Raw genomic sequence first — 12,253 nt, forward strand, 5'->3', positions numbered from 1 at the left:
CGCCGAGAGACGGTCAGCCGACCGTTCCGGGAGCCAGTTGCGTCTCTATGGCCGTAACCGCGTGGGCGCGGTGGGCGGCCAGGACGCGCACCACGGCCTCCGCGTCGCGGCGGCGCAGGAGGTCGAGCGTGGCACGGTGCTCCTCGATGACCCGCTGCCTGTTGAGCTCCTCACCGTAGTACAGCGACCGGTAGGCGTCGGTGGAGTCCCACAGCGTCCTGATCAGCCGGACCAGCCGCGGCAGCCCCGACCACTCGAAGATCGTCATGTGGAAGCGGCGGTTGGCCTCGGCCATCTCCAGCACGTCACCCGCCGCCGCGGCCCGCTCGACCTCGGCCTGCGCATGCTCGGCCGCCGCCAGCCCAGCGTCGGTGAGGCGTTCGACCGCGCGGCGGACCGCCTCGGCCTCCAGCAGCTCGCGGATCAGGTAGACCTCGCGCAGGTCGTCGAGCGAGAGCCGCTGCACGCAGTAGCCGCGATGCGCCTTGTACGTGACCAGCCCCTCGCCCTCCAGGGTCTTGAGCGCCTCGCGCAGCGGGACCCGGCTGACGTCGAACTCCTCGGCCAGCGCCTCCTGCCTGATCGGGTCGCCTGGACGCAGCCGGCCGGTGGTGATCGCCCGCCTGAGCTCCTCCAGGACGAACTGCTGGGCCGTGGGCGGCCTGCGGTGCCCTTCTACCGAGGTCATTGCCCCAATATCTCACGGACCCAGTCCGCGTCCTGCCCGAGCGACGGCGGCGGGAGGCGGTACTCCGGCGGCGTCGCGCCGAGCCCGATGGGGTTGGCCACCTGATCGCCGGCCAGGGGCTCCAGCCCGAGCTCGGCGGCGAAGGCGAACGCCGCGTCCAGGGTGTTGATCGGCCCGCACGGCACCCCGGCCGGGGTGAGCGCGGCGAACCACTCGTCGGCCGTACGCGTCCCGAGGGTCCGGTCGAGCTCGGCCACGAGCTCTTCCCGGCCGGCGACCCGGCCGGTGTTGGCGGCGAACCGGGGGTCGTCGGCCAGGTCGGCCCGGCCCAGCACCTCGCACAGGGCGCGGAACTGCCGGTCGTTGCCCGCCGCGATGACGATCGGCCGGTCGGCGGCCTGGAACACCTCGTACGGCACGATGCTGGGATGCCGGTTCCCCATGGCCTTCGGCACCACCCCGGCGGCGGCGTACCCGGAGGCGTGGTTGGTCAGAGCCGACAGCAGCGATGACAGGAGCGACACCGAGACCCGCTGCCCCTGCCCGGTGGCGTCGCGGTGGCGCAGCGCGGCCAGTATGCCAAGCCCCGCGTGCAGCCCGGTGATCACGTCGACGAGGGCCACGCCCGCCTTCGTGCCGGGGCCTTCCGGCTCGCCCGTCACGCTCATCAGCCCGCCGACGGCCTGTGCGATCAGGTCGTATCCGGGCAGTTCCGCGCCCTTGCCGTCACCGAACCCGGTGATCGAGCAGTAGACCAGCCCGGGGTTAACCTCCCTGAGCGCGTCATAGCCGAGGCCCAGCCGGTCCATGGTGCCCGGCTTGAAGTTCTCGACGAGCACGTCGGCGCGGGCGGCCAGCGCGCGGGCCACCTCCCGGTCGGCCGGGTCGCGCAGGTCGAGGGCGATCGAGCGCTTGTTCCGGTTGACGGCCAGGTAGTAGGTGGCCACTCCCCCAGCGTGCGGCGGCCCCCATGAGCGGGTGTCGTCGCCGGCGCCGGGGCGTTCCACCTTGACGACGTCGGCGCCGAGGTCGGCCAGCAGCATTGTCGCGTACGGCCCGGCCAGCACCCGGCTGAAGTCGGCGACCAGCAGCCCGGACAACGAGCCACTCACGCCGGGGCGCCGAGGTAGACGGTCACGGTCTGGGTGAAGAACTCGCGGGCCGCGCGCCCCTGCTCCCTGGGCCCGAAGCCGCTGAGCTTGCGCCCGCCGAACGGCACCCAGGGGAAGGTGCCCGCCGACTCGGAGTTGATGTGCAGCACGCCGACCTCGAGGTGTTCGACGGCCTGGAGGGCGGCGCCGAGGTCCCTGGTGAAGATCGCCGCCGACAGGCCGTGCTCGCTCCGGTTGGCCAGCCGCAGCGCCTCCTCCGGACCCGAGGCCCGCACGGCGCCCACGACCGGCCCGAACAGCTCCCTGCTCCACACGTCCACGTCCGTGCCCGGTAGCGCGAGCACGGTCGGCGGCGTGAACCAGCCGGCCGCGAGGTCGCCGTCGGTGTACGGCCGGGCGCCGGCCAGCACCGTGGCCCCCTGCCCGAGCGCGTCGCGCACGCCCGCCGCCACCCGGTCCCTGGCCGCGGCGCTGACCAGCGGACCCATGTCCACCCCGGCGCCGAGCGGGTCGCCGACGACCAGTTCCTCCGCCTTGGCGGCCACCTTGCGCAGCAGCTCGTCGGCGACGGACTCCTCGACCACCAGCCGGGAGGTCGCCGTGCACTTCTGCCCGGTGGACCGGAACGCGCCTAAACAAACCTGCTCGGCGGCGTGGTCGAGGTCGGCGTCGGCCAGGACGACGGCGGCGTTCTTGCCGCCCATCTCGGTCTGCACCGGTTTGGCCAGCTCACCGCAGCGCGCGATGACGGCCCGGCCGACCTCGGTGGAGCCGGTGAAGGAGACCACGTCCACGCCGGGGTGATCGATCACGGCCGCGCCTGCCTCCGCCTCGCCGTACACGAGGTTGAGGACGCCCGCGGGCAGGCCCGCCTCGGCCAGCGCGCCCGCCAGGCGGGCGGCGAGCAGCGGGACGAGCGAGGACGGCTTCCAGACGACCGTGTTGCCGTAGGTGAGCGCGGGCGCCAGCTTCCAGGCGGGGATCGCGATCGGGAAGTTGAACGGGGTGATCACTCCGGCGACGCCGACCGGTTTGCGCATGACGAGAAGGTTCTCGCCGCGGCGCGGGGAGGCGTAGATCTCGCCGCTCTCCCTGTCGGCCTCGGCGGCGTAGTACCGCAGGATCCTGGCCGCGCCGCGTACCTCCGCCACGCCCTCGGGCAGGGTCTTGCCCTCTTCGCGGCTCAGCTCCCGTCCCCACTCCTCGGCGGACTCCTCGATCAGGGCGGCGGCCGCGGTGAGGACGGCCGCGCGTTCGTGGTGCGGGGTGGCCCGCCAGCCGGGCGCGGCGTCGCGGGCCGCGCGGATCGCCCGCTCCACCTGCTCGGGCCCGGCGGCCCGGCCGCGGGCGACGATCTCGTCCGGGCGGGCGGGGTTGGTGTCGGCGAACTCCGCGCCGGATCCCTCGATCCAGCGACCGTCCACGAGGTTCAGGATGTCCATGGTCAACGCACCCTAACTGTGTCATATTGGATAATCAATATTGGATCCAAAATACGGAGCTGGGACATGCATCCTTCCGCCCTCTTCGCCATCGACGGCCTGCTCACCGACGAGGAGCGCGACATCCGCCAGGCCGTCCGGCAGGTGTGCGACCGGGAGATCCGGCCGTACGTCGCCGACTGGTTCGAGGCGGGCGCGCTGCCCGCCCGCGAGCTGGCCCGCTCGCTCGGCTCCGTCGGCGTCCTCGGCATGCACCTGGACGGGTACGGCTGCGCGGGCCTCGGCGCCGTCGCCTACGGCCTGGCCTGCCTGGAGCTGGAAGCGGCCGACTCCGGTCTGCGCAGCCTGGTGTCTGTGCAGGGCTCGCTGGCCATGTACGCGATCTGGAAGTACGGCAGCGAGGAGCAGAAGCGGGAGTGGCTGCCCGCGATGGCCGCCGGGGAGCGCATCGGCTGCTTCGGCCTCACCGAGCCCGACTTCGGCTCCGACCCGGCGGGCATGCGGACCACGGCCAAGCGGGACGGCTCCGACTGGGTGCTGAACGGCACCAAGATGTGGATCACCAACGGCTCGGTGTCCGACGTGGCCGTGGTCTGGGCGCGGGCCGAGGAGGGCATCCGCGGCTTCCTGGTGCCGGCGGGCACGCCGGGCTTCGCCGTACACGATCTCAAGCGGAAGGTCTCCCTGCGCGCCAGCGTGACGAGCGAGCTGGTGCTGGATGGTGTACGGCTTCCAGAAGAGGCGATGCTGCCCGGCGCCCGCGGCCTGTCCGGGCCGCTCGGCTGCCTGAACGAGGCCCGGTTCGGCATCGTGTTCGGGGCGATGGGCGCGGCGCTCGACTGCCTGGAAACCGCGCTCTCCTACGCGGCCGAGCGGGAGATCTTCGCCCGGCCGCTCGCCTCCTTCCAGCTCACCCAGGAGAAGCTCGCCGACATGGCGCTGGAGCTGGGCAAGGGCCTGCTGCTGGCGGTGCATCTCGGGCGGCTGAAGGAGCGCGGCGAGCTCACCCCCGAGCAGGTGAGCGCCGGCAAGCTGAACAACGTGCGCGAGGCCCTCGACATCGCCCGGACATGCCGCACGCTGCTCGGCGCGAGCGGCATCACGCTGGAGTACCCGGTGATCAGGCACGCGGTCAACCTGGAGTCCGTGCTGACCTACGAGGGCACCTCGGAGATCCACACGCTGGTCCTGGGCAAGGCGCTGACCGGCGTGCCCGCGTTCCACTGACGAGGCTCAGAAGGTCTGCCAGGTCGAGGCGGTGACCTGGCAGAGCCTGCCCTTGTGCACCCGCATCTCGGCCGCGGCCACGTCCAGGCTGATCACCGCGAGCGTCTCCCAGCGCTGATCCAGCGGGAGCGCCGGGTCGGCGTGCGCGCACACGGGCGCCACCGGCGCGTGGCAGGTCATCGCCCGCGCCCTGGCCGTGGCGTCCGGGTCGCCCAGCTCGCCGGTCCGCTCCTCCAGATGTTCGAGCCTGGCGTACGTGCCCGGCCGCTCGGTGCCCAGCCGCTCCCCCGCGCTCAGCCCGCCGTCCAGGAAGTGGTTGGCGTGCAGCAGTACGCCGGCGGTGTCCGCCTCGACGACCGCGACGCCGTCCGGGCAGATCTCCAGCGACCTGGCCCCCTCCGCCGTGACCACGGTGATGACCGTGGACGCGGACGTCTTCGCCGATCTGGCGATCTCAGTGGCCTGCTCCAGGGTGGCGGCCTCGTCCAGGATCCGGCGCGCGACCACGTGCACGGGCACGCCGACGTTCGCGTGGTCCGACTCGTGGCGCAGGATGTTGAAATGCGCGCCCAGGCCGGCACTGTTCACGCCGATCTTGGCCAGCACCCCGAACTCGGTGAAGGTGCGTACCTTGTGCCCTTCGCGCGGCTCGTACGCCCACAACACCGGCGCGTCGCGCAGATGGTCGTGCCAGTCCCAGGTCTGCGTCGTACGCGGGGGCAGCCCGCCGCCGAGCACGACGGCGGTGGAGCACTCGCCCTCGCCGTCGTGGCGCAGCGCGGCCAGGATCTCGGTCCGCGCGTTGACGACGGCGACCTGCCAGTCCGCCAGGCCGCAGCCCGCCGCGATGCCGCCGATCTCCTCGGCCAGCTCCGGCGCCCACGCGGCCGTGCTGTCGAGCGCCCGCTCGCCGAGCTCTCTGACCCGCCCGTGACTCGCGCCGCTCACCTCGAACAGCCGCAGATATCCGTCGAGGTTGGCGTGTACGGCCTCGCGCCAGCGGGCGCCGAACTGCCGTCCCCGTCCCGCCGCGTCGAGGCAGGTGGAGGTGTAGGAGGGAAACGAGATGTTGGAAGGAAACGTCGTCATCTGGGGGCTACCTCGTCCATCAGTGCCGCGACGGCGGCGTCCGCGTCGCGGCGGACCCGGTGTCGCTGCTCGTCGTCCTTGTCCTGGCTCAGCTTGAACACGCTCTGCTCGGCCGTGACCCGCACCCGGAAGGCCGCCACGCCGGGCACGAGCTTGGCGAAGCGCTCCTCGGAGGCCGGGCTGGGCCGCCAGCTGGGCGTCCGTGCCGACTCCAGCTCCGCCACCGTGCGCCGTACCACGTCCAGGGGGTCGGGGTACGGCTCGATCAGGCCGGTCAGGTGGACGGCCGCGTAGTCCCACGTCGGTACGGCGGGATCGACCGCGTAGCTGGTCGGCGAGACGTAGCCATGCGCGGCGGAGAAGACCACGAGCACCTCAGGCGCTTCAGAGGAGGGCGGGTCCCAGGCGTGCCACTGCGGGTTGACCCTGGCCATGTGGCCGAGCAGCGTCGCGCCCACGAACGTGGACTCGCCGCCGCTCTCCACGATGACGGGCACGTGGCTGGCCACGGGCACGCCGCCGGTCGCGGTGATCACGAGCGCGAACGGGTTCGTCCGCACCAGCCGCGCCACGTGCGCGTGGTCCGGCGCCGCGAAACGCGGGAAGCTGTACATTCCTCCTACTCCACGCTGCTCAGGATGGCGTCCCAGGCGATCTCCGACGCCAGGGCGCCCAGCCCGGCGGGCTTGAGGCCGCCCAGGTCCACCTCGTCGGTGGTCAGCGCGAACAGCACGTCACCGTCGTTCTGGGTGTGGAACGGCTGGATGCCCCGGTGCATCGAGCCGTGCACCTGACGGCTCAGCTGGGTGAGCTCGACGTCGTGCAGCCGTACGTTCGTCACCAGGACCGTCAGCGTGGTGTTGCCCATGACGGCCGGAGCGTCCGACGCGATCGCGTAGTCCACGCTCGGGTGACGCCTGGCGTCCTCGTCGGCGTGGTAGTTGCCGCGCAGGATCGTCCCGTCGCGGCCGACGACCACGCCCACGGAGTTGACCACCGTCGCCACCAGCACCTTGGCCGCCCCGAAGGTGCCGAACGCGGCGCCCTGCCCGGCGAACTCGGCCCTGGCGAAGTCGACCTTGCCCGCGCTGGCGCTGCGTCCGGCGCCGCACCGCCCCACCGGGAACTCGCCCTCGACGGCGGCGCGCAGCGCGGCTCGGCCCAGCGGCCCGTCGGGGTGCACGGCGTTGTCCCGCGGGGAGAAGTCGTAGATCACCGCGCCCGAGACGAGCTGCAGTTCGTCCCACTTGGTCTGGTTGCTCCGGCGGGCCAGCAGTTCCTCGCTCACCCCGGCCACCGCCGACATCCCGTACACCGACCCGCCGGTCAGGCAGATGGCATGGTTGTAGTCGTAGCCGCCGCTCAGGCCCACCGCGCCGCCGCGGGCGTCCACGGCGGTCCGCGCGCCCGCCGGGACGTGCACGACGGTGCAGCCGGTGGGGCCCTCGCCGTACTCCGCCGTGCCGACGAACACGCCGGGCAGGTCGAACGCGACCGAGCCGCGCCCCGGGCTGGGCTGCGGGGTCAGCGGGAGGTCGGAGTTACCGGGCACGCCGGCGGCGAAGGCCGACACGGGAGCGAGGGTCACAGGGACTCCAGGAGTTGTCGCGAGTACGGATGTTCGGGGGCGGAGTAGAAGGTGGCCGCGTCGGCGGTCTCGACGACCTCGCCGCCGCGCATGACGGCGATCCGGTCGGCCACATAGCGGACGGCGCCGAGGTCGTGGGAGATGAACAGCGCGGCGAAGCCGTACTCCGCCTGCAGGTCCTTGAGCAGGTTGAGGATCTGCACCTGGACAGAGACGTCCAGGGCGCTGACGGCCTCGTCGAAGACGATGAAGCTCGGCCGGGTGATCAGCGCGCGGGCGATCGACACCCGCTGCCGCTGGCCACCCGACAGCTCGTGCGGGTAGCGGTCGGCGAAGCCGGCCTCCAGGCCGACCTGTTCGAGCGCCTCGGGTACCAGGTCACCGGCGGCCTTCCCGAGTACGGCGAGTGGCTCGGCGACGCTCTGCCCGATGCGCATCCGGGGGTTCAGCGACCAGTGCGGGTGCTGGAGCACGGCCTGCATCCGCCCGGCCAGGTCCTTGCGCCGCCGGGGGAAGGGGCGGCCGTCGAATCTGACCGTGCCGGACGTGGGCCGTTGCAAGCCGAGCGCGACTCGGCTGGTGGTCGTCTTGCCCGAGCCGGACTCGCCCACCAGGCCGAGCGTCTCGCCCTCGGCGACGGAGAGCGAGACGCCGCGCATGGCGTCCAGCCGAGTACGGCGCAGCGGCGGGCCGGTGGTGAAGGAGACCGTGACGTCGATGAGATCGAGGATCACGCGATCACCTCCAGCTCGGCGGCCCGGTGGCAGAGCACGTCCTTGGCGCCGACGCGGACCGGTTCGGGGCGCTCGGTGGCGCAGCGGTCCTCGGCGAAGGGGCAGCGGGGCGCGAACGCGCAGCCGGGCGAGGGACCGGTCAGGACTGGCGGGCGGCCCGGCACCGGCTCCAGCCGTACCCCGGGAACGGCCACGGCGGGAGCCGACCTGGCCAGGGCGGCGGTGTAGGGGTGCACGGGATCGCCGAGCACGTCGGCCGCCGGGCCGCTCTCCACGACGCGCCCGGCGTACATGACCGCCACGCGGTCGCACCTGCGGGCGACGGCCGGCAGGTCGTGGCTGAGCCAGACGATGCTCGTGCCCGCCTGCCGGGCCAGCGCGAACACCACGTTCAGCACTTCTTCGCGTACCTGGCTGTCGAGCGAGGCGGTCGGCTCGTCGGCGACCAGCAACTCGGGCGAGGCGGCCATGGCCAGCGCGATGGCCACCCGCTGGGCCATGCCGCCGGACAGCTGGTGGGGGTAGGCGGCGGCCACGCGCGGGTCGTCGAGCTTGACCCGCCCCAGATGAAACGCCACCTGAGCCTGGAGACCCGCACGCCCGTCCGGCTTCTCGGAGCCGTCGCGCCCGGAGCGCCCGTCGCGGCCGTGTGCGCGGAGGACGAGTCGGAGTTGGGCGCCGACCCGCATGGTCGGGTCGAGCGAGGCGATCGGGTCCTGGAAGACGAAGCCGAGCCGCTGCCTGCGCAGCCGCCGCAACGCGGCGGGCGGCAGGTCCAGCACCGGCTCACCGGCCACGCGTACCGAACCGGCGGCCACCACCGCCTGGCGGGGCAGCAGGCGGCCGATCGCCGCGCCGAGCGTGGACTTGCCCGACCCGCTCTCGCCCACCACCCCGACGGCCTCGCCCGCCGCCACGCGCAGGTCGGCGCCGTCGAGGGCGCGGGCCGTCCCGTAGTCGACCTCCAGGCCGTCCACTTCGAGCAGCGCGCTCATATCAGTGACCTCGTCTCCCTCGGCTCGAACCGGTCGCGCAGCCCGTCGCCCAGCACGTTGATGGACAGGATGGCGAGCACCAGCACGACGCCGGGCCCGATGATCAGCCAGGGGGCGGCCATCATGTACGTGCCACCCTGGCGGATCAGCACCCCGAGCGACGCCTGCGGCGGTTGCACGCCGAAGCCGAGGAAGCTCAGGCCGCCCTCGACCGAGATGCCGACCGACAGCGCGTAGGTACCCTGGACCGCGATGGTGCCGGCCACGTTCGGGAGTACGTGGCGGCCGAGGATGCGGGGCAGTCCCGCGCCGCTGATGGCCGCCGCGGTCACGTAGTCGCGTTCGGCCACGGCGACGGCGGCGGCGCGTACGAGCCGGGTCATCAGCGGGATCGTGACCAGCACGATGCTGGCCACGGCCGCTAGCTGACCGGGCCCGGCGACGGCCGCCACCAGGATCGCCAGGACGATGGCGGGGAAGGAGTAGAGCAGCTCCACCACCCGCATGATCAGCTCGTTCAGGTAGCCGCCTCGGTATCCGGCCAGGATGCCGAAGCCCGCGCTGAGCGCGGCGGTCACCAGGACGGCGGCCGAGGAGAGCAGCAGCGTGGTGCCGACGCCCTCCATAATGCGCGGCAGCATCGAGCGGCCCAGGTTGTCAGTGCCCAGCCACCAGCCGGGACCCGGCGGCCGCAGCCGCGGGCCCACGATCGCGTCGGGGTCTCCCCCGGCGTGTACGAGCGAGCCGAGCGCGACCAGGACGAGCAGCAGCAGGCAGCCCAGGCCGGTCAGCGACAACGGATCGAGCCGCCTGGACCTCTTCACCCGCGCGGTCCTGTTCACGCGCGCCTCCCGAGTCTCGGGTCGACCAGGCCGACGAGCAGGTCTATCAGGACGTTCATCACGATGAACACGGTGGCCGCCAGCAGCACGCCCGCCTGCACGACCGCGTAGTCCCTGCGCCCCACCGCCTGGACGACGTACGAGCCGATGCCCGGCAGGTTGAACAGGTACTCCACGATCAGCGCGCCGCCGAGGAGGTAGGCGGTGATCGTCGCGGTGAGCGTCAGCACGGGCCCGGCCGCGTTGCGCAGGATGTGGTGCCGGACGATGAACCACGGCGTCTCACCCCGGGCGACGGCGGCCGTGACGTGCGGCTCGACCAGCACGTTCAGCACGGCGTCGCGGGTGGTCCTGGCCGTCGCCGAGATGGCGAAGATCGACAGCACCGCGGCGGGCAGCAGGTAGCCGCTGGTCTGCAGGCCGTACCGGGAGACCACGAACACCACCAGGCTGCCCAGCGCGAACTCGGGGACGCTCACGCCCAGCCCGCTCAGCAGCCGTCCCGCCGCGCCGCCGCCTCCGGGGCGGGCGCGCAGCGCGGTCAGCACGCCGAGCGGCACCCCCGCCAGTACGGCGGCGGCGACGGCGAACAGCGTGAGCTGGGCCGTCACCGGAAGCCGGGCCCACAGCTCGGCCGCGACCGGCTGCCTGCTGATCATCGAGGTGCCGAAGTCCCCGGTGCCGACCGCGGCCAGCCAGTGCCCGTACTGGGCGAACACCGACTGGTCGAGCCCGTACCTGGCGGCCAGTTCGGCCTTCTGCGCGGGCGTGGCGAACGGGCCCAGGATCGTCTCGGCGAAGCCGCCCGGCATCAGCCGCAGCGCCGCGAAGATCAGGACGGAGATGCCGAGGAGGGTGACGGCCGAGCTCAGCGCCCGGCCCGCCCACCACAGCAGGAGCCGCATCGTCAGCCCTTCTTGACCCGGGCGTCGGCGACCAGCCGGAGCAGGTTGCCGTAGCCCTCGGTGGCGTACAGGCTCGGGCTGACCCCGTCGGCGCGATAGGCGATCGTGGCCGGGCGGGTGACCAGCGGGATCATCTGCGCGTCGGTGTCCACCTTGGCGCACACCGCGGCCAGCGCCTTGTCGCGCTCGGCGCCCGACGGGGTCTCCGTCGCGGCGGTGATCAGCGAGTTGAGGTCCTTGTCGGCCTGCATGAAGCCCGCGTTGAAGCCGGCGACGTCGGGGTTCCACCAGGTGGTGACCATGCCTGGGTCGGCGTATCCGGCGAACCACGACAGCGCGGCGTCGAACGTCGCGGGCACCTTGCCGTACACCTTGCCCGCCCAGCTCGCCTCGTCCATCTGCTCGATCTTGACGGTGACGCCGGCCTGCTGGAGGTTCTGCTGGATCACCTGGGCGACGGCGGGGGCCGGCTCGGTGGAGTAGATGCTGAGCGTGAACGACAGGTTCGCGACGCCCGCCTGGGCGAGCAGTTCCTTGGCCTTCGCGGCGCCACCGGCGGTGGCCGAGGGCAGCGTGGCCGGGTCGCAGGCGCCGGGCAGGCCGGCGGGGGTAACGCCGGTGGGCTTGCCCTGGCCGCCGAGGGCCACTTCGGCCATCTGCTTGCGGTCCAGCGCCATGTTCAGCGCCTGGCGGACCCGGGGATCGGCGAACTTGGGGTTCTTGGAGTTGAGCATCAGGTAGTAGAAGTCGGTGGTGGCCTGGGTGGCGACCTTGACGTTCGCGGCGCCGGCCAGCATCGCGGCGGAGTCGACGTTGCCCAGGGCGGCCAGGGCGGAGCTGCCGTTCTGCACGGCGGCGACGCGGGCGGCCTCCTCGGGCGCGATCGTGACGGTCAGGCTGTCGGCGGCCGGCTTTCCCTTGTCCCAGTAATGCTCATTGCGGGCGAAATTCCAGGACACGTCCTGGCGGTGTGCCTGCACCTTGAACGGCCCGGTGCCCAGCATCTCCTTGGCCGGGTCGAGCGTCTTCGCCTCGATCTCCTTCATCGGCAGGATCGCGGCCGGCACGTTGGCGAGCGCCGCCAGGAACGGCGTGTACGGCTTGGCCAGCGTGACCTTGACCGTGGCCGCGTCGACCTTGGTCACCTTCTCGACCGGGCCGAGCTGCCCCCGCCACACCGACTTGGCGGCCAGCAGCCGCTTCAGGCTGCCCACCACGTCGTCGGCGGTCATCTGCCTGCCGTTGGAGAAGGCGACGCCCTTGCGCAGGTGGAACACGTACGTGGTCGGATCGGGGTTGTCCCAGCTCTCGGCGAGCCGCGGCTGCGGGCTGAAGTCGGGCCCCACGGTGACCAGCGTCTCGTAGACCAGCGACATCAGCTGCCAGGAGGTGGCCACGTCGGCGAGCTGCGGGTCGAGCCCGGTCGCCGCGCCGCTGTCGATGTGCACCGCGACGTTGAGCGCGCCGCCCGCGGGCAGCTTGCCGTCGGCCACGGCCAGGTAGCCGGGGGCGGCGGCCGAGCCGGTCGCCGCGGTGCCCGGCGGGGCCGCTTCCGTGCCGCCGCCGCAGGCGGAGGTGGCCAACACGACCGCCGCGACGCTACCGGCCAGTCTGTATCGCATGACGCCTCA

Annotated in this window: 12 protein-coding genes; 1 reads left to right on the forward strand and 11 read right to left on the reverse strand. The window is 72.7% G+C overall.

Features of this window, described 5'->3' with window-relative positions:
* Positions 1 to 13 precede the first annotated feature (13 nt).
* The 3 genes from AB0B64_RS40330 to AB0B64_RS40340 are packed head-to-tail and all read right to left on the reverse strand — an operon-like array spanning position 14 to position 3,242.
* Positions 14 to 688: a GntR family transcriptional regulator gene (locus AB0B64_RS40330; protein ID WP_358184586.1), complete on the reverse strand. Its 675-nt coding sequence runs from the start codon at positions 686 to 688 to the stop codon at positions 14 to 16.
* Complete coding sequence (locus AB0B64_RS40335; RefSeq protein WP_358184589.1) at positions 685 to 1,800, reverse strand: CoA transferase; 1,116 nt, start codon at positions 1,798 to 1,800, stop codon at positions 685 to 687. Before AB0B64_RS40335 ends, AB0B64_RS40330 begins: the two co-directional genes overlap by 4 nt.
* Positions 1,797 to 3,242 carry an aldehyde dehydrogenase family protein gene (locus AB0B64_RS40340; protein ID WP_358184592.1) on the reverse strand — a complete coding sequence of 482 codons (1,446 nt, stop codon included), beginning with the start codon at positions 3,240 to 3,242 and terminating at the stop codon, positions 1,797 to 1,799. Before AB0B64_RS40340 ends, AB0B64_RS40335 begins: the two co-directional genes overlap by 4 nt.
* A 66-nt stretch (positions 3,243 to 3,308) precedes the next feature.
* On the opposite strand from AB0B64_RS40340, the gene AB0B64_RS40345 reads away from it, so the two are divergent.
* Complete coding sequence (locus AB0B64_RS40345) at positions 3,309 to 4,469, forward strand: acyl-CoA dehydrogenase family protein (RefSeq protein WP_358184595.1); 1,161 nt, start codon at positions 3,309 to 3,311, stop codon at positions 4,467 to 4,469.
* 6 nt (positions 4,470 to 4,475) lie between these two features.
* Here AB0B64_RS40345 and AB0B64_RS40350 read toward each other — a convergent pair whose 3' ends face one another.
* Genes AB0B64_RS40350 through AB0B64_RS40385 form a run of 8 tightly spaced genes read right to left on the reverse strand, consistent with a single transcriptional unit; the run spans position 4,476 to position 12,244 of the window.
* On the reverse strand, positions 4,476 to 5,558 hold the full coding sequence (locus tag AB0B64_RS40350; RefSeq protein ID WP_358184598.1) for a C45 family peptidase: 1,083 nt from the start codon (positions 5,556 to 5,558) through the stop codon (positions 4,476 to 4,478).
* Positions 5,555 to 6,172 carry an FMN-binding negative transcriptional regulator gene (locus tag AB0B64_RS40355; protein ID WP_358184601.1) on the reverse strand — a complete coding sequence of 206 codons (618 nt, stop codon included), beginning with the start codon at positions 6,170 to 6,172 and terminating at the stop codon, positions 5,555 to 5,557. Before AB0B64_RS40355 ends, AB0B64_RS40350 begins: the two co-directional genes overlap by 4 nt.
* Before the next feature lie 5 nt (positions 6,173 to 6,177).
* Positions 6,178 to 7,146 (reverse strand): P1 family peptidase, encoded by a 969-nt coding sequence (locus AB0B64_RS40360; RefSeq protein WP_358184604.1) that lies wholly within the window; start codon positions 7,144 to 7,146, stop codon positions 6,178 to 6,180.
* On the reverse strand, positions 7,143 to 7,880 hold the full coding sequence (locus AB0B64_RS40365) for an ATP-binding cassette domain-containing protein (protein WP_358184607.1): 738 nt from the start codon (positions 7,878 to 7,880) through the stop codon (positions 7,143 to 7,145). The genes AB0B64_RS40360 and AB0B64_RS40365 overlap by 4 nt, the downstream gene beginning before the upstream one ends.
* Positions 7,877 to 8,875, reverse strand: a complete 999-nt coding sequence (locus tag AB0B64_RS40370; protein ID WP_358184610.1) for an ABC transporter ATP-binding protein — start codon at positions 8,873 to 8,875, stop codon at positions 7,877 to 7,879. Before AB0B64_RS40370 ends, AB0B64_RS40365 begins: the two co-directional genes overlap by 4 nt.
* A complete protein-coding gene (locus tag AB0B64_RS40375) occupies positions 8,872 to 9,717 on the reverse strand; it encodes an ABC transporter permease (protein ID WP_357952693.1) in 846 nt (281 codons plus the stop codon). Before AB0B64_RS40375 ends, AB0B64_RS40370 begins: the two co-directional genes overlap by 4 nt.
* On the reverse strand, positions 9,714 to 10,622 hold the full coding sequence (locus AB0B64_RS40380; RefSeq protein WP_357952692.1) for an ABC transporter permease: 909 nt from the start codon (positions 10,620 to 10,622) through the stop codon (positions 9,714 to 9,716). The genes AB0B64_RS40375 and AB0B64_RS40380 overlap by 4 nt, the downstream gene beginning before the upstream one ends.
* A gap of 2 nt (positions 10,623 to 10,624) precedes the next feature.
* The gene (locus tag AB0B64_RS40385; protein ID WP_358184616.1) at positions 10,625 to 12,244 is read right to left on the reverse strand and encodes an ABC transporter substrate-binding protein; all 1,620 of its coding nucleotides are present in this window, start codon (positions 12,242 to 12,244) and stop codon (positions 10,625 to 10,627) included.
* Positions 12,245 to 12,253: the final 9 nt, after the last annotated feature.

This window comes from Nonomuraea sp. NPDC049129 (assembly GCF_040648495.1).
Taxonomy (GTDB): Bacteria; Actinomycetota; Actinomycetes; order Streptosporangiales; family Streptosporangiaceae; genus Nonomuraea.